13 protein-coding genes are annotated in these 17,070 nt (G+C 68.3%); 7 read left to right on the top strand and 6 right to left on the bottom strand.

Going from position 1 to position 17,070, the window contains the following annotated elements; genetic code table 11:
* Window positions 1-27: 27 nt before the first annotated feature.
* From SJY41_RS18900 to SJY41_RS18915, 4 genes are all read right to left on the bottom strand, one after another.
* Window positions 28-3,414 (bottom strand): chromosome segregation SMC family protein, encoded by a 3,387-nt coding sequence (locus SJY41_RS18900; RefSeq protein ID WP_380783762.1) that lies wholly within the window; start codon window positions 3,412-3,414, stop codon window positions 28-30.
* Between the two features lie 250 nt (window positions 3,415-3,664).
* Window positions 3,665-4,405: a thioredoxin domain-containing protein gene (locus SJY41_RS18905; protein WP_380783763.1), complete on the bottom strand. Its 741-nt coding sequence runs from the start codon at window positions 4,403-4,405 to the stop codon at window positions 3,665-3,667.
* A gap of 30 nt (window positions 4,406-4,435) precedes the next feature.
* Window positions 4,436-5,101: a thioredoxin domain-containing protein gene (locus SJY41_RS18910; protein ID WP_380783764.1), complete on the bottom strand. Its 666-nt coding sequence runs from the start codon at window positions 5,099-5,101 to the stop codon at window positions 4,436-4,438.
* Window positions 5,101-5,676 carry a DUF721 domain-containing protein gene (locus SJY41_RS18915; protein WP_380783765.1) on the bottom strand — a complete coding sequence of 192 codons (576 nt, stop codon included), beginning with the start codon at window positions 5,674-5,676 and terminating at the stop codon, window positions 5,101-5,103. The genes SJY41_RS18910 and SJY41_RS18915 overlap by 1 nt, the downstream gene beginning before the upstream one ends.
* A 26-nt stretch (window positions 5,677-5,702) precedes the next feature.
* On the opposite strand from SJY41_RS18915, the gene SJY41_RS18920 reads away from it, so the two are divergent.
* The 3 genes from SJY41_RS18920 to nudC are packed head-to-tail and all read left to right on the top strand — an operon-like array spanning window position 5,703 to window position 9,000.
* Complete coding sequence (locus tag SJY41_RS18920) at window positions 5,703-6,767, top strand: A/G-specific adenine glycosylase (RefSeq protein WP_380783766.1); 1,065 nt, start codon at window positions 5,703-5,705, stop codon at window positions 6,765-6,767.
* Complete coding sequence (locus SJY41_RS18925) at window positions 6,764-8,116, top strand: serine hydrolase domain-containing protein (RefSeq protein ID WP_380783767.1); 1,353 nt, start codon at window positions 6,764-6,766, stop codon at window positions 8,114-8,116. The genes SJY41_RS18920 and SJY41_RS18925 overlap by 4 nt, the downstream gene beginning before the upstream one ends.
* 5 nt (window positions 8,117-8,121) lie before the next feature.
* Window positions 8,122-9,000 (top strand): NAD(+) diphosphatase, encoded by an 879-nt coding sequence (nudC, locus tag SJY41_RS18930; RefSeq protein WP_380784192.1) that lies wholly within the window; start codon window positions 8,122-8,124, stop codon window positions 8,998-9,000.
* A gap of 151 nt (window positions 9,001-9,151) precedes the next feature.
* On the opposite strand, the gene SJY41_RS18935 is transcribed toward nudC, so the two are convergent.
* Together SJY41_RS18935 and SJY41_RS18940 are read right to left on the bottom strand one after the other, a co-directional pair.
* A complete protein-coding gene (locus SJY41_RS18935; RefSeq protein WP_380783768.1) occupies window positions 9,152-10,150 on the bottom strand; it encodes an LLM class flavin-dependent oxidoreductase in 999 nt (332 codons plus the stop codon).
* A gap of 106 nt (window positions 10,151-10,256) precedes the next feature.
* Window positions 10,257-12,596: a S8 family peptidase gene (locus SJY41_RS18940; RefSeq protein ID WP_380783769.1), complete on the bottom strand. Its 2,340-nt coding sequence runs from the start codon at window positions 12,594-12,596 to the stop codon at window positions 10,257-10,259.
* Between the two features lie 124 nt (window positions 12,597-12,720).
* Here SJY41_RS18940 and SJY41_RS18945 point away from each other — a divergent pair, with 124 nt between their 5' ends.
* The 4 genes from SJY41_RS18945 to SJY41_RS18960 all read left to right on the top strand — a co-directional run bounded on the left by SJY41_RS18945 (window position 12,721) and on the right by SJY41_RS18960 (window position 16,953).
* Entirely contained in the window at window positions 12,721-13,386 is a 666-nt protein-coding gene (locus tag SJY41_RS18945; RefSeq protein WP_380783770.1) for a pyrimidine 5'-nucleotidase, read from the top strand.
* Window positions 13,383-14,201: a 2,3,4,5-tetrahydropyridine-2,6-dicarboxylate N-succinyltransferase gene (gene dapD, locus SJY41_RS18950; RefSeq protein ID WP_380783771.1), complete on the top strand. Its 819-nt coding sequence runs from the start codon at window positions 13,383-13,385 to the stop codon at window positions 14,199-14,201. Before SJY41_RS18945 ends, dapD begins: the two co-directional genes overlap by 4 nt.
* Before the next feature lie 100 nt (window positions 14,202-14,301).
* Window positions 14,302-15,033 carry a CPBP family intramembrane glutamic endopeptidase gene (locus SJY41_RS18955; protein WP_380783772.1) on the top strand — a complete coding sequence of 244 codons (732 nt, stop codon included), beginning with the start codon at window positions 14,302-14,304 and terminating at the stop codon, window positions 15,031-15,033.
* Between the two features lie 54 nt (window positions 15,034-15,087).
* Entirely contained in the window at window positions 15,088-16,953 is a 1,866-nt protein-coding gene (locus SJY41_RS18960) for a CocE/NonD family hydrolase (protein ID WP_380783773.1), read from the top strand.
* Window positions 16,954-17,070: the final 117 nt, after the last annotated feature.

The raw sequence follows: 17,070 nt of genomic DNA on the forward strand, positions 1-17,070 counted from the left end.
GTTCGCGAGCCGCGTTTTGGACATGCGTCATTCCGTTGCAATGAGTCCGGTCGCGGCTTGCAGGTCGACCGAGACGAGCCGGCTGACGCCGCGTTCGATCATCGTCACGCCGAACAGGCGGTGCATGCGGCTCATCGTGACGGCGTTGTGCGTGACGACGAGGTAGCGCGTGTCGGTGTCGCGGGACATGCGGTCGAGCAGGTCGCAGAAGCGCTCGATGTTGGCGTCGTCAAGCGGCGCGTCGACCTCGTCAAGGACGCAGATCGGCGCGGGATTGGTGAGGAACAGGCCGAAGATCAGCGCGACTGCGGTCAGTGCCTGCTCACCGCCGGATAGCAGGGTGAGCGACTGGAGGCGTTTGCCGGGCGGTTGCGCCATGATCTCGAGTCCGGCTTCGAGCGGGTCGTCGGAGTCTATCAGTTCGAGGTGTGCGGCGCCGCCGTCGAAGAGCGTGGTGAAGAGGCGCTGGAAATGGCCGTTCACTGCCTCGAACGCGGTGAGCAGGCGCTGGCGGCCTTCGCGGTTGAGCGTGCCGATCGAGCCACGCAGGCGGTTGACGGCTTGCCCGAGTTCGTCGCGCTCGACCGCGTTGCCGCGCGCGGAATCTTCGAGTTCGGCGAGTTCGGTCTCGGCGACGAGGTTGACCGGGCCGATCCGCTCGCGGTCGGTGGCGAGGCGGTCGTGCGTGGCGGACTCCTCGGCCGGCGCGCGGACGTCGGCAACCGCGAAGCCGAGACGTTCGGGGAGGACGGGGGCGGGGCACTGGAAGCGCTCGCCCGAGAGACGGCCGAGATCGACGCGACGCGCTTCGTGGTTTTCGACGCGGGCGATCGCGCCGGCGCGGGCCTCGCGGGCGACGGCGAGCGCTTCGGTGGCGGCGCGGTGGGCGTCGTCGGCGGTGCGGGCGGCGGTTTCCGTGGTGCGCTCTGTGGCGAGGAGCGCGTCGGCGGTTGCGCGGGCTTCGTGGTGCTCGCTGTCCAGCGTAGCGATCTCTGTGGCGAGGGTGGCGGGGAGATCGGCGATGGCGGCGAGATCAACGCCGAGCGTGGTTTCGCGCGAGTCCATGGCGGCGATGCGTTTGGCGGCTTCACCGGCGCGCGCGCCCCAGCTTCGGGTGTCTGCTTGGGCGGCGGACAGGCGTTCGCGGTGGGTGGCGATGCTGCGGTCGAGCGTGGTGCGGTCGGCGCGGGCCTGCGCGACGGCGGCGCGGGCATTTTCGGCGTCGTATTGGAGCGCGGCGACCTTGCGCGCGTTGGCGGTGCCGTCAGGGACGGCGGCCATCGCGGCCTCGGCGCGGGTGCGGTCGGCATGCGCGTCGGCGACGTCGTCGGCGATGCGGTGCGCGCGGACGTTGAGGTCTGCGCGCTGGGTGGCGAGGCGTTCGAGCGCGGCGGCGGCGCGGTCTTCTTGACGGATAGCGTCGCGCGCGGCGGTTTCGGCGCGTTGCAGGGCCGCGCGGGCGGTTTGCGACTGGCCTCTAGCCTGGGCGATCCGCTCGTCGATCGCGGCGCGGGTTCGCTCGGCGTCGTCCAGCGCTTTGGCCGCAGCGGGGCGGGCGGCCTGGAGCGCGGCGAGGCGGTTGCGGCGGACGAGGCGTTCGGCGGCGGCCGCGCCGGTGCCGGCTGCGGTGAAGCCGTCCCATCGGCGAAGCTGGCCGTCTCGGGTGACGATGCGCTGACCGACGGCGAGGTGTTGCTGGCCATCGGTGTCGACGACGAAGACCTGCGCGAGCCTGCGGGCGAGGGCGGGGGGCGCGTCGACATGCTTCGCCAGCGGTTCGGCGTCGGCGGGTGGGGCGGGGTCGTCTTCGCGGGGCGCGGCGCCGGCCCATGCATCGAGGTTGGTGTCGAGATCGTCGCCGAGTGCGGCGGCTAGCGCGCGTTCGTAGCCGGTGCTGGCCGAGACATGGTCGAGCAGCCTGTCACGGCCACTGCGCTGCGTTGCCTTGGTGAGTGCCGTCACTTCGCTGTCGATTGCGGCGAGATCGGCGCGAGCGGTGGCGCGCGTGGTTTCGGCGGCGTCCCGCGCGCTGGTCGCGGCGGCTTCGTCGGTGTCTGCCTGCGCGATGGCTTGGCGGGCGGACTCTGCTGCGGCGATCGCGGCGCGTCGGGCTTCGGCCGCCGCCTCGCGCTCTGCGGCTAGCGGCGCGGGGTCGCCGAGGGCACGGAGGGCGGCGGCGATCTGCGCGGCGTCGCGATCGGCGCGGTCGGCGCGGGTGCGGGCGGCGGCAAGGGCTGCGCTGGCGACGCGGACTTCGGCGGCGTCGCGGGCTTGCGTGGCGAGCGCCTGGGCCAGCGCGACTTCGGCGTCGCGGGCGCTGCGTTCGGTTTCAGCCAGTGCGGCATCGAGGTCGGGGATCGCGGCGGTGGCGTCGGCGACCGCGGTGTCGAGCGTTTTGGCTTCGTCGGCGAGGCGGGCGAGCGCGGCGGCGGCGTCGCTGGCGAGCGATCCTTCGCGGGCGCGGTCGTCGGCGATGCGGGCGCGGGCGTCGGTAAGGTCGGCGATCCTGCGCTCTACACTGGCCTTCTCGGTTCTGAGCGCGGCGAGGCGGTGCGCGAGATCGCCGACCAGGTCACGCGCGGCGAGCGCTGCGGTGCGCGCGGTGGAGACGGCTTCGATCGCGCGGTGCTGGTCTGCGGCGGCTGCGCGTTCGGTGTCGGTGCCTGCGCGGACGCGAGCTTCGGCGGCGGCGGCTTCGGCCTTGGCTGCGTCGGACGCGGTGGCGGCCTCGCGCCAGCGGGCGAAGAGCGTGCGGGCTTCGGCGACGCGGATCTGTGCGGAGATGAGGCGGTAGCGTTCGGCGGCGCGGGCCTGGCGTTTCAGCGTGGCGGCGCGGGCGTCCTGGTCGGAGATGATCTCGTCGAGCTTGGCGAGATTGGCTTCGGTGGCGCGGAGTTTCCCCTCGGCGTCTTTCCGCCTGACGTGGAGGCCTGCGATCCCAGCGGCTTCTTCCAGCATCGCGCGGCGGTCGGCGGGTTTGGCGGCGATGACCGCGCCGATCTTGCCCTGGCTGACGAGCGCGGGCGAGTGTGCGCCGGTGGCGGCGTCGGCGAAGAGCAGGCCGACGTCCTTTGCGCGGACGTCGCGGCCGTCGATCCGGTAGGCGGAGCCGGCGCCGCGCTCGATCCGGCGGACGATTTCTCTTTCGTCCCCGCTTATTTCAGCGAGGATCGAGACTTCGGCGAAGTCGCGTGGCGGGCGGGTCGCGGTGCCGGCAAAGATCACGTCTTCCATGCCGGCGCCGCGCAGGGACTTGGCGCTGGCCTCGCCCATCGTCCAGCGGAGCGCTTCGAGGAGGTTCGACTTGCCGCAGCCGTTAGGGCCGACGACGCCGGTGAGGCCGGGTTCGATGCGGAGATCGGCGGGGTCGACGAAGCTCTTGAAGCCGGTGATGCGGAGGCGCTTGATCTGCATTCTTGCGCCCCCGACGACTAAAGTTGGATGTTACGCCGGACCGTTGCTCTGTTGTTTCCCCGCGAAGGCGGGGACCCAGACTGGGCTCCCGCCTTCGCGGGAGAACAAGGCAACATTCGCACCTCCCCGGCGAAGGCCGGGGCCCAATTGGGGGACGGTGCTAACGAAGGTTGGTCTTCGTTATTTCCACCTTTCCAATTGGGCCCCGGCCTTCGCCGGGGTGGTGGTTCCGTGGGGTAGGACGTGCCTCTTACGCCCCAGCCGCCTTCAGCGCCTTCTCCATCTGGTCCCAGCTCACGACCTGATCGAGCTTCTTGTCGTTCAGCAGGAAGGTCGGCGTCCCCGTGACGGTGCCAGCCTGCATCGCGGTTTCGGTCGGCTTGGCCATGATCTCGAGCTGCTTCTGATCGGCTAGGCACGCGCGCGCCTTGGCTTCCGGAATACCGCGCTGCTTGACGAAATCGATCGCACCCATCTGCTCGGCGAGCTTGGTCGCGACGACCGTCGGCGGCTGGTTGGTAAGCGCCTGCTGCTGCGCCGGCGTCATCGCCTGGAGCTTGTCGAGAAAGGCGATCTGGTTGCCGTACATCTGCTCGAGGATCGGGAAGAACGGCGCGACGCCGCCGCACTGGCCGAGCAGGGTCAGCGCCACGTCGGGCGCGCCGTGGACGAGGAAGTCGCGGAATTCGAAGCTCACTTTCCCGGTCGAGACGTATTTCTCGGTCAGCGGCTTGTACGCCTCGCGACCGAACGCGCCGCAGGTCGGGCACGAGCGCGCGCCGTATTCGACGAGCTTGATCGCCGCGTTCGGGTTGCCCATCAGATAACCCTCGGGCGTCTTCACGACCGTCTCGGTCCAGTTCTGGCCGGCAGGCGCGGCAGCAGCGGCGACGGGCGCGGCGGCGGGGGCGTCGACGTTGCCGGTGGAATCGTTCTTAGAGCAGGCGGCGAGCGCGAGCGGCAGGACGGCGAGGGCGATTACGAACTTCATGCTGTTACTCCAGTGGATCACTTGCAAACTTTACCGGGCGCCTGCTTTACGCAAAACGGGTTCGAGCTGTTCCCAGCCGACATGGGGTACGATCTTGCCGTTGAGGTAGAAGGTCGGGGTCGAATCGATCTCCTTCGGCGCGTCGGCGGTCAGTTTGACGATGCGGTCGATCTCGGGCTGGTTGGCGAAGCACGCGTCGATCGCCGCATCGGACAGCCCGCGCGCCTTGACCATCGCGGTCAGGCCCGAGCCGTCGGCGTTGGCGCGGATCTGCGCGGCGGCCGGGTACATGGCGAGGCGCGCGGCGTTGCCCTCCTGATAGTCGATCCCGCGCTCGAGCCATTGCGGCTGTGCGGCGAAGATCGCGGACGAGGTGGCGGAAAAGCCCTTGGGGCCGGTGCAGCGGGCGAGGATCGCCGCGGACAGATCGAGGCGGTCGCGGATGAAGTGGCGAAGTTCTAGACTGGTCGAGCCCGAAGCTATCATCTGGCGCTTCAGCACGGGTTCGGACTTCACTGAGAAATCGGCGCAGTGCGAGCAGGTGTAGCTGGCGTACTCGACCAGCTTCACGCGCGCGGCGGGGTCGCCGATCAGATACGCGCCGGTCGGGAGTATGCGGGCGGTCTTGGACCAGTCGCGCGCAGGCGTGGCGCCGGTCAGCAGGAAGAGGGCGAAGACAGCGAATAGGACGCGCATCAGTTGATCCTGGGAAGGCCGTGCGTCGAGGCGACGCCGGCGGCGAGGGATTCGAGGACGGCGCGCAGTTCCGGATCGGCGATGCCCCGCAGACTTGTGGTCATGCTGGCACCGAGATCGACGGGGACCGCGCGCAATGATGGCGGCGCCTTGCGTGGGACGGGCGCGGCGACCTCGCCTTGGCGGATCGCGACCTTCACGATGGCGGCGTAGCCGAAGAAGCGGTTCACGCGCTCGATGATCTCGGGCGCGATGTGCTGCATCATCGGGGCATGCGCGCCGCGGACGGTAAGCGTCAGGACGCCGTCCTGCTTCTTGCCGACCGGGAAGCGGATCGATTCGGGGATGCTGGCGCCGGCCAGTTTCGCACCGACGATCTCGGGCCAGCGGCTGACGATCGACGACTGGACGAAGCCGAATCGCCGGAACGCCGCGCCGCCGATCGCGGGCAACAGCTCGGCGACCGCGCGCGAACGGTTCTCGCGCGGGGCATCGGGATCGGTCTTGCCCTTCACGCGCCGCTTGGGGCTCGCGCCGGGCGCCGTGCCGGATTGGGAAACGGGCGGCTTGCTCATCCGCGAACCCATGCCATAGGCGACGCGTGAACGCCAAGCGCTCTTCGGTCTCCGGGGCCCTGCTCGACTGGTATGATCTGCATTGCCGCGACCTGCCGTGGCGGGCGAAACCGGGCGAGGTGGTCGATCCATACCGGGTGTGGCTGTCCGAGGTGATGTTGCAGCAGACGACCGTCGCCGCGGTGACGCCGCGGTTCCTCGCGTGGACCGCGCGGTGGCCGGATTTCGCGAGCCTCGCGGCGGCGGACGACGCCGATGTGATGGCGGCCTGGGCGGGGCTTGGATATTATGCTCGGGCACGCAATCTGGTGAAGGCGGCGAAGGCCGTGGTCGCCGAGCATGGCGGCGTGTTCCCGCGGACCGAGGTGGAATTGCGCGCGCTGCCGGGGCTCGGCGCATATACCGCAGCAGCGGTGGCGGCGATCGCGTTTGGCGAGCGGGCAGTGGTGGTCGATGCCAATGTCGAGCGCGTGGTCGCGCGGGTGTTTGCGATTCAGACGCCTTTGCCGGCCGCGCGTCCTGCGATCCGGGTGGCGGCGGACTCGATCACGCCGGATGCCCGGGCGGGGGATTTCGCGCAGGCGATGATGGATCTCGGGTCGGGCATCTGCACGACGCGCGCGCCGAAGTGCCTGCTGTGTCCGATCCGCGAGCATTGCGAGGGCTTCAAACAGGGCGCGCCCGAGCGGTTGCCGGTGAAGGCCAAGAAGTCGGCCAAGCCTCAGCGGTATGGGACGATCTTCTGGCTGGAGCGCGACGGGCAAGTGCTGCTGGTGCGGCGACCGGATACGGGGTTGCTGGGCGGGATGCGAGCATTTCCGACTGGACCTTGGGGCGAGGCTGCATCCGGGTTCGAGGATGCGCCGGCGCAGGCGGACTGGCGGATGCTGGACGTCATCGTGGCGCACGGATTTACGCATTTCGATCTGCAACTGACGCTTGCGGTGGCGACGGTCGAGGCGCATCAACCCCGCGTTCCAACGGCAAGCGAATGGTGGCCGATCGACGACCTGGATACCGCCGGGCTACCGACCGTTTTCGCCAAGGCCGGCAAAGCTATACGGAACTGGGCCACACGGAGAGTTGCATGAAACTGGTGCACTGGATTTCGACGGGCGGCCTTGCCGCACTGGCTGCTGCCACGGCTTACGCCCAGCAGGCGCAGCCCCGGCCGCAGCTCGCCCCACAGGCTCGAACGACCCCGCGGATGACAATCCCGGTCAACGCGCTGCTGCCGGCCACGTCCGCGCTGTTCGACGGTTATGTCGCGCAGAACAAGATGCCGGGGATCGTCGGTGCGTTCGGGGCCGGCGACGGTCCGACGCTGTTTCCCTCTGCGGGCAAGATCAGTGACGATCCGAACGCGCCCGCTGCCGGCCCCGACTCGCTCTGGCGCGTCTATTCGATGAGCAAGCCGATCACCGGCATGTCGGCGATGATGCTGGTCGAGGAGGGCAAGCTGAACCTCGACGACCCGGTCAGCAAATATATCCCCGCGTTCAAGGACATGAAGGTGGCGACCAGCCCCGACACGTCGCTCGCCACGCGGCCTGCCGTGCGGCCGATCACGATCCGCAACCTGCTGACGCATACTGCCGGGCTCGGCTACACGATCGTCACCAAGGGGCCGTTGCTCAAGGAATATGAGCGGCTCGGCATCCTGCCGCTGTCGGTCAGTGCGGCGATGGAAGAGAAAATGAAGGTCGTCCGGCCGAAGTCGCTGGAGGAATTCGCCAACCGCGTCGCGACGCTGCCGCTGATCGCCGATCCGGGGACCAAGTGGAGCTATTCGATCGGGCTCGACGTGATGGGCCGCGTGATCGAGGTCGCGAGCGGCATGAGCTTCGAGCGGTTCGTGCAGACGCGGCTGTTCGATCCGCTGAAGATGCGGTCGAGCTTCTGGCAGGTGCCGCAGAGCGAGGTCGGGCGGCTGGCGACCAATTATGCGTTCATCGGCGATACGCGGACGCCGCTCGATCCGGCGGCGACGTCGGTGTTCCTGCAGAAGCCGAGCTTTCCGTATGGCGGTGCCGGCCTCGTGATGTCGGCGCGCGATTACGACCGGTTCCTGCACATGATCCAGGACGGCGGCATGCTCGACGGCGTGCGCGTGATGAAGCCCGAGACGATCGCGCTGGCGACGTCGAACCTGTTGCCGGCGGGCGTCGTGTTCGGCGGGATCGGCGGTGGCACCGGGGGTACGCAAGGTAACAACATGGGCTTCGGCGCGGGCGGATCGGTCGTGCTGGCGGATACGCCGAACGGCCCGGGCAAGGGCACCTATGCCTGGGGTGGTGCGGCGGGCACGATCGCGTGGGTCGATCCGGTCAAGCATTCGCGCGGTAATGTAATGGTCAATTACTTCCCGGCGGACCGGATACCGCTCCGCCAGCAGGTGGTCGCGGCGCTGCTTCAGGATGCAGCGAGGTTGCGCCGATGAGCGTGATGGAGACGCCCGGTTTTACGGGTGGGACGCTCGACCGGTCCGATGCCTTGCGCCACGATCCGGCAGGGTTGGCGGCGGCGCAGCGGGACTGGCGTGCGCGGTTGCTGGTGCTCGACGGTTTGCAGCCGGGCACGACCGACGATGGGCATCTGGCGTGGACGTCGATGGCGGATATGCCCGACGATGCCGAGCCGATCCTGCTCGGGCTCGACGAGAGCGGGCGGCCGCATTTCGCCGCGCTGCTGTCGGGGATGCGCGTCGACACCGCGCCGGCGATGCGGTCGCCAGCGCTGATGGCGACGCTGGCGTCGCTCGCGCCGGGCGAGGCTGCGACCTACGCCGGTGCGCGCAGTGTGATCGACTGGCACGTCCGGCACGGTTTCTGCGCGAAATGCGGAACGCCGACCGAAATGTTCCGGGCGGGGTGGGCGAGGAAGTGTCCGAACTGCGCGACCGAGCATTTCCCGCGGGTCGATCCGGTGGTGATCATGATTGCCGAGCATGACGGTCGGGCACTGCTCGGCCGCGGCAAGGGCTGGCCGCCGGGGCGGTATTCCGCGCTCGCCGGCTTCGTCGAGCCGGCCGAGTCGATCGAGGAGGCGGTTGCGCGCGAGATCGTCGAGGAGGCGGGCGTTCGGGTCGGGAAGGTGCGGTATATCTCGAGCCAGCCCTGGCCGTTTCCATCATCGCTGATGATGGCGTGCGTGGCGGAGGCCGAGGACGATGCGATCACGCTCGACGTGAACGAACTCGAGGATGCGATGTGGGTGCCGCGGGAGATGGTCCGCGCGGTGTTGCGTGGGGAGGAGGGGCCGTTCGTGGCGCCGCCGCCTTATGCGATTGCGTATACGTTGTTGAAGGTTTGGGCGGGGGAATAGGGTTAGCCCTTTACCCCTGCATTGCCCCGGCGAACGCCGGGGCCTAATTGGGTTACAGTTGTAACCGAAGATCGCGCTTCGTTACCTCGACCTCTCCAATTGGGCCCCGGCCTTCGCCGGGGTGGTGGCAATGAGTGACGCCCCGTTCTGATTAAGCCGCGATCTTCAGGTCCTGCATTACATCTGCGGTGATCGACAGGCTACGCTTGCGGGCCTCGTGGTCGTAGATAGCGCTCGTCACCATCACCTCGTCCGCGCCGGTGCGTTCGATGAATGCTGCGATGCCGCGCGCGACCTTGGCCGGGCTGCCGACTGCCGAACATTGCAGGACGTGGTCGAGGATCTGATTGCCCTGCGCGCCGAGCGACTCGCGGTAGCCTGCAACCGGGGGCGGCAACTGCCGTGGGTTGCCGGTGCGAAGCGCGACGAACGATTGCTGCTGCGAACTGGCGAGCAGTTCGGCTTCGGCGTCTGTGTCAGCCGCGAAGACGTTGAAGCCAGCCATGACGTGCGGCTTGGCAAGGCGCGCCGACGGGCGGAAGTCGCGGCGGTAGATGGCGAGCGCGCTGTCGAGTACGTCGGGGGCGAAGTGTGAGGCGAAGGCGTAGGGCAGGCCGAGGGCCGCCGCCAATTGCGCACCCAACGTGCTGGAGCCAAGGATCCACATCTCGACATCCGCGCCCGCACCCGGCGTCGCGACGATGCCGGTCTGGCCGTCATTGGCGAAGTAGCTTTGGAGCTCCATCACGTCCTGCGGGAAGGCGTTGGCGTCGGTCTCGAGCGTGCGGCGCATCGCGCGCGCGACGCGCTGGTCGGAACCGGGGGCGCGGCCGAGGCCGAGGTCGATCCGGCCCGGGAACAACGCGTCGAGCGTGCCGAACTGCTCGGCGATCACCAGCGGTGCGTGGTTGGGGAGCATGATGCCGCCCGAGCCGACGCGAATGCTCTTCGTGGCCGCGGCGATGTGCGCGATCACGACCGCGGTTGCGGCCGAGGCGATGCCGGTCATGCCGTGATGTTCGGCGACCCAGTAGCGCTGGAACCCGACGTTTTCGGCATGCCGCGCGAGATCGGCCGCGTTGGCGAGCGCTTGGGAGACGGTGCCGCCTTCGACGACGGGGACCAGATCGAGCAGGGAATAGCGTGTCATGCGGCAGAGATAGGTACCGAGCGGTAGCTTATCCAGTGTTTGGACGCATTCAGCCGGAGCATTTCAAATCCTACCCCCGCCAGGGGGAGGATCGCAAACGGACGGGTTAGAAGCCGAGGCTGTAGCGCATCGCCATGCCGTAGTCGTTCGGCAGCGCGGCGAAGTTGCCGGGGTCGCGGCGCCAGAACAGGTTGGTGTCGAGACCGCCGCCGAAAGCCGGGACGCCGTAGCGCATCTCGACGTCAAGCTCGCGGCCTTGCGGGGCGAGGTTCAGGCGTTGGGTGGTCCAGTCGGTGACGGTGTTGCTGGCGTAGTCGAAGTACGTCGGTAGCCCGAGGTCGATCCCGCCACTCGCGACGCGCAGCGGTTGCGCGACGCGGAGGCCCAGTGTGTCGTGGCCGAACACGCCGTTCTTGCCGATGTCGGCGGCGAACGCGTTGGTGCGGACGAGGCCGTCGCCGCTGAGGCCGCCACGGACGGCGGCTTGGGTCCAGCCCTGGCGCATCGATCCGCCGAGGCTCCAGCCGTTGCCGGCATCGAATCGTGCTTTCGTGTCGACGAACCAGGTGACTGCGCGCGTTGCGCCGAGGGCTGCGTCGAAACGCGCGCCGAGGACGGTATCGCGCTCGTCCATGCGGGTGGCGGAGACCATCGTCGACACGCTACCGAACCGCCGGTCGATCGCGAGCGAGGCGCGGTTGTAGCCGGAGCGCTGCCAACGGTCGCGCAAGCGAAGCTCGCCGTCGCGCTGCGACAGGACGTCGCCATTCTCGATCCCCGCGGTGAAGCCGAACCCGGCGATGCTCTGCCGCATCGCGCTGGAGGCGCGGACGTTGCTGTCGAAGCCCATGCCGCCGGTGGTGGCGATCAGGAACGCAGGCTCGGACTGGCCGGAGAGTTGCGCGCTCAGCGCGCCCGAGCCTTGCGCGAAGCCGAAGCCGAACGACAGCGTGCTGCCAAGGCGTTGCGTTACCATGCCGGCGATCGCCCGCGCGCTGGTCGCGTCGGCGCGGGACAGCGACGTGCGATCGAGCGCAACGTCGCCATTGGCGCGGGGAGCCAAGGTCATCGAGACGGTCATGCCGCCTTGTGCCACCGCGACCGTGCGGAAGTTCGACTGGAGCGCACTTCCGAGCGAGCGTTCCGGGCTGCGGCGGGCGATGGTCTTGGCGAGATCGATCGCGAACGCGCGGCTGTAGCCATCGAGGATCACTGCGCCGAGTTCGCCCTGGACCGCGTCGCCCATCGGCGCGGAAAGCGTTCCGTTGCCGATCGTCGAGACCGCAGCCTTCGATCCCGCGACCGTCGTCCCGCCGAGCGGCTGGAACGCGCGCGTCAGGTCGAGTACGCCGTTGCCGTAGACTGCGTCGACGCCCGGTGCGCCGGCGTCGCGGGCGCTCTTGAACAGGATGTCGACGATCTGCGCGCCGGTGAGGTTGGGAAACGCCTGCGCCAGCAACGCGACCGCGCCGGAGATCTGCGGCGCGGCGAACGAGGTCCCGGACCAGAGAAAGGGGGTGTCGGCCTGGTCGGGCGCACGGACGCTTTCGCCGACCGCGGTGAGGAAGTGCGTTGCGCTGTCGCCGGCCCGGTCGCTGAAAGTCGAGATGGTGTCGCCTGCGCCGACCGATCCGGCGATGATGACCTGATTGCGGCCCAGCGCTTCGCTGGCGACATTGGTGAACGCATCGGGGCTGGCCGACCCATCGTTACCCGCGGCGATCACGACGACCAGCCCCGCAGCGGTTGCGCGGCCGACCGCGTCCTTCAGGCTTTGCGGCATCTCGGATCCGCCGAGCGAGATGTTGACCACCTTGGCGCCGGCAGTGCGCGCGGCGTCGAGCCCGCGCGTGATCGCATCGGTGCCGAACTTGCAGCCCGAATCCTCGTCGTCGGTGGTTTCGGTGGCGCAGGTGCCGGGGCGATCCGCGCGCAGGACGATCAGCGTCGCGTCGAACGCCACGCCGTGGGTGCCTGCGTCGTTGCGCCGGCCGGCGAGCGTGAAGGCGACCGCCGTGCCGTGACCGCCTTCGTCGTCGATCGAGGCGTTGCCGGCGACGTCCTGCGAGGCTGAGGAGATTCGCGTGCCGAACTCCTGGCTCTGCAGGTCGATGCCGCTGTCGATCACGCCGACGCCGATACCCTTGCCGGTTGCGCCGACGTTATAGGCGGCGAGCGCGTTCATCGAGACCGCGCCGACGGTCGCACGATATTCGCTCGTGTCGTAGCTGGAGGGCGTCGGCGTCGGCGTCGGGCTGGGAGCAGGCGTCGGCGTCGGCGTGGGGGCGGGCGTCGGTGTTGGCGTCGGCAGGGGCGGCGGCGTGGGCGAGGACGGCGGCGTCGGCGTACTGTTAATGCCGCCCGTACCGCCACCGCCGCATCCGGCAAGCAACAGGCTCGTTCCGAATGCCAGTGTTGCCAGGAGACTCGCCTTGACGCCGCGCATTTTCTCCACCCCTTTTATATCCAGTAATAACCTACTGGGATCAAAAGAGTTTATCGATCGTAAAGATTGCGCCGACTGTAGTCGCCTTGCCCGCGCGGATCGGGGTCCTTAGAGGTTCCGGCCGATGCTCGCTCGCCTTGACCATGTCCGCAACTGGATCTTCGATCTCGACAACACGCTGTACCCGGCGAGCGCGGACCTGTTCGCGCAGGTCGACGCGCGGATGACCGGGTTCATCCAGGACCTGCTTGGGCTTGAGCATGACGAGGCGCGGCGGGTGCAGAAGGGGTATTTCCACAATCACGGCACGACGCTGTCGGGGTTGATGACCGAGCATCACGTCGATCCGCACGCGTTCCTGGCGCATGTCCACGACATCGAGATGGACGTCCTCGAGCATGACGCGCCGCTGGTGGCGGCGATCGCCAAGCTGCCGGGGCGCAAGCTCGTCTTCACCAATGGCGACACGCCGTATGCGCTGAAGATCCTCGACCGGCTCGGGCTGGGCGAGAGTTTCGAGGCGATCCACGACATCCATGCGATGGGGCTGATGCCGAAACCGCACGCGTCGGCCTATGCGGGCTTCTGCGCGGCGTTCGACATCGATCCCCGCGCGTCCCTGTTCGTCGACGACATGGCGCGCAATCTCGCGCCCGCCAAGGCGATCGGGATGACGACGGTGTGGGTCGACAACGGCTCCGAGCAATCGCCCGACGTCGAGCGGGCGCATATCGATTTCACCGTGCCGGTGCTTGCGCCGTGGCTCGAAACCATCCTGGAGACATCATGACCTTGCAGACCATCATCGACGCCGCGTGGGACGACCGCGCCAATCTCGGCTTCGACACGAAGGGCGAGGTTCGCGATGCGGTCGATAGCGCACTGGCGATGCTGGACGCCGGTACCGCGCGCGTTGCCGAGCCGACTGCTGACGGCTGGCAGGTCAACCAGTGGCTGAAGAAGGCGGTCCTGCTATCGTTCCGGCTCAACGACAATGTCGTGATCGACGGCGGTTCGGCCGGCGCGCCTGCGTTCGACAAGGTGCCGTCGAAGTTCGCGGGCTGGGGCGAACCTGAATTCCGTGCTGCCGGTATCCGGGTCGTGCCGGGTGCGGTCGCGCGGCGCGGGAGTTTCATCGCCAAGGGTGCAATCCTGATGCCGAGCTTCGTCAACATCGGCGCGTATGTCGGGGAAGGCACGATGGTCGACGCCTGGGCGACGGTCGGGTCGTGCGCGCAGATCGGCAAGAACGTGCATCTGTCGGGCGGTGCCGGCATCGGCGGTGTGCTCGAGCCTCTGCAGGCGGATCCCGTCATCATCGGCGACGGCGCCTTCATCGGTGCGCGCGCGGAAGTGGCAGAGGGTGTCCGCGTCGGCGAGGGCGCGGTGCTGTCGATGGGCGTGTATCTCGGCGCATCGACGAAGATCATCGACCGCGAAACCGGCGAAATCTTCAAGGGCGAAGTACCGCCGTACGCGGTGGTCGTGCCGGGCTCGATCGGCGGCGGAGACGGCAAGCCCGCGCTGTACTGTGCGGTAATCGTCAAGCGGGTCGATGCGCAGACGCGCTCGAAGACCAGCATCAACGACCTGTTGCGCGACTGATCGGCTGCCCCCGACGAACCCCCAGTAGGCGCCTTCCCGGCGGAGGTGGGGGCCAGGCTCTCCTCCCGCCTCCGCGGGAGGACAAGGAGGAGGTAGTCGCTTGATCCTGCCGAACGCCCTTCTGCTCGTTACCCTCATGGCGTTGCTGTGGTTCCTGAAAGGCGACCTGCTCGGATACCGCCTGCTCAAGCGATTGCCCGACACCGCGTCGCGCCAGAAGACCTACCGCCTCTGGATCGCCAAGGCCGCGATCGCCTTCGTCCTGCCGGCCATCGTCGGACTCGCGGTAATGGGACGGCTCGACGCACTCGTCACCGTACCGCCCGAGTTCAATGACCTGCGCATATGGCTTCCGAGTTTCGAGGGGGATAGCCGCGCGTTCGTGCTCGGCATGATGGGCGGTGGTGCGCTTGCCGGACTCCTCATCGGCGCGTTCCTTGCGACACGCCGCAACTGGCGCGTGCTGAAGCCGATCGGCAATGTCGGGTCGCTGCTCCCGCGCAACCGGCCGGAGATCGCGCATGCCGCCGCCATGTCGGTCGCCGCGGGAATCACCGAGGAGCTCGCCTTCCGGCTGTTCCTGCCGCTGCTGATCGCGCTGATCACCGGCAATGCGTTCGTCGCATTCGGTATGGCAGTCGCCGCATTCGGGGCGATGCATCTGTATCAGGGCTGGGCGGGCGTCATCGCCACGACGCTGGTCGGCGGGTTGATGGCGGCGGTCTACTTGATGACCGGATCGCTGTGGCTGGCGATGGCTTTGCACGCGCTGATCGATCTGAATGCGCTGGTGGTGCGGCCGATGCTCGCGGGAGCATGGCGCGCGGCTTGACTTCGCGCGCGCAGGTTCGTCCAATCGCCCCAAAGATTTACCAAGGGGAAGACTATGTCGCGCACCGCCCTCCTGCTCGCGCTGGCGATTACCGCCGCGGTGCCCGGCGCCACCGCTGCGCAGACCGCAACCAAGTCGACGCCGCAATCGCCGTTCACCTACCAGGAGGTGTCGGTACCGATGCGGGACGGGGCCATGTTGCAGACCGTCATCATGCGGCCGCGCGGGATGACCGGGCCGCTGCCGATCCTGCTCCAGCGTACCCCTTATGGGGTGCCGGATGCACCGTTCGCCAACGCGGACCGGTTCGCGCCGCTGATGAAGGACGGCTATGTCTTCGTGTTCCAGTCGATGCGCGGTCGTTTCAAGTCGGACGGCGTCTTCACGCTGTCGACCGCGGTGCATTCCAGGGGCGACGGGGCCGGCGATCCGAAGGCTGTCGACGAGGCAACCGACGCGTACGACACGGTCGGCTGGTTGGTGAAGAACGTGCCTTCCAACAACGGCAAGGTCGGCATGTGGGGCGTGTCGTATCCCGGCTTTGCCGCCGCGGTGGCGCTGGCGAACCCCCATCCGGCGTTGAAGGCGGTATCCCCGCAAGCTGCGTGGATCGATTACTGGCAGTCGGACGATCTGCACCGCAACGGCGCGCTGCGGCTGAGCTATGCGACCGACTGGGTGTCGTCGCTGCAACTCGACAAGACGAAGAACTCGCCCTTCGCCTATCCGAGCGACACCTATGAGTATTTCCTCAAGGCGGGCTCGGCGGAGGCGATCGACCGGACCGTGTTCAAGGGGCGGGTGCCAATGTTCACGGCACTGCTCGATCATCCCGACCACGACACTTTCTACACCGCGCAACGCTGGACCGACGCGCTCGGCAAGACGACCGTGCCGACGCTGAACGTCGCGGGGTTCTGGGATCAGGAGGATCCGTGGGGCTCGTGGCAGATCTACGCGCGCCAGAAGCGCAACGATCCGGATCATCTGGCGCAGATGGTGGCGGGGCCGTGGCGGCATGGCGGATGGCAGGGGGAGGCCGATCACCTCGGGCCGATCCCGATCGGCACGGAGAGCGGCACGCAGTTCCAGGAGCAGATCCAGGCGCCGTTCTTTGCCTACTGGCTGCACGGCAAGGGACCGCGGCCGGACTTTGCCGCGAAGATGTTCGAGTCGGGCTCGAACGTGTGGAAGACCTATGCGGCCTGGCCTCCGACCGGCGCGAAGGCGACCGAGCTCTATCTGCATGCGGACGGCAGCCTGTCGTTCACCGCGCCCGCGGCGGGCGAGGGGTGCCGCGATTACGTGTCCGATCCGGCGAACCCGGTGCCGTTCCGCCGGCGGCCGATGTCGGCGACCTATACGAGCCCGGACTGGGCGTGGTGGGAGGCGGACGACCAGCGTTTCGTCGATCACCGGCCGGATGTGCTGGGATATGTGTCCGAGCCTCTCACCTCGGACCTGACCGTGACGGGGGCGCTGTCGGCGACGTTGCAGGCGTCGACGAGCGGGACGGACAGCGATTTCGTGGTGAAGCTGATCGATGTGCTGCCCGACGATACGGAGGCGTTCGACAAGTCTCAGGCGGAGCCGGGGGATTATGCCAAGACGCTGAACGGGTATCAGTTGCCGATCGCGATGGAGGTGCTGCGCGGGCGCTTCCTCGCGAGCGATACGGCGCCGCAGCCGCTGGTACCGGGGAAGGTCGTCGCGTGGGACGTGCCGCTGCGCGACCATGATCATGTGTTCAAGGCGGGGCACCGGATCATGGTGCAGATCCAGTCAAGCTGGTTCCCGATGATCGACCGCAACCCGCAGTCGTTCGTGCCGAACATCGCGCGGGCCAAGGCGGCGGATTACGTGAAGGCGACGCAGAAGGTCTGCGCGGGGTCGCGGATCACGTTGCCGGTGATGGAATAGTCGGCTGATTCTCACCACCCCGGCGAACGCCGGGGCCCAATTGGGGGACGCCGATAACGATGGAAAGCGGGCAGTTACTGCGGCCTCACCAATTGGGCCCCGGCCTCCGCCGGGGTG

Source organism: Sphingomonas sp. R86520, from assembly GCF_042466285.1.
Classification (GTDB): Bacteria; Pseudomonadota; Alphaproteobacteria; order Sphingomonadales; family Sphingomonadaceae; genus Sphingomonas.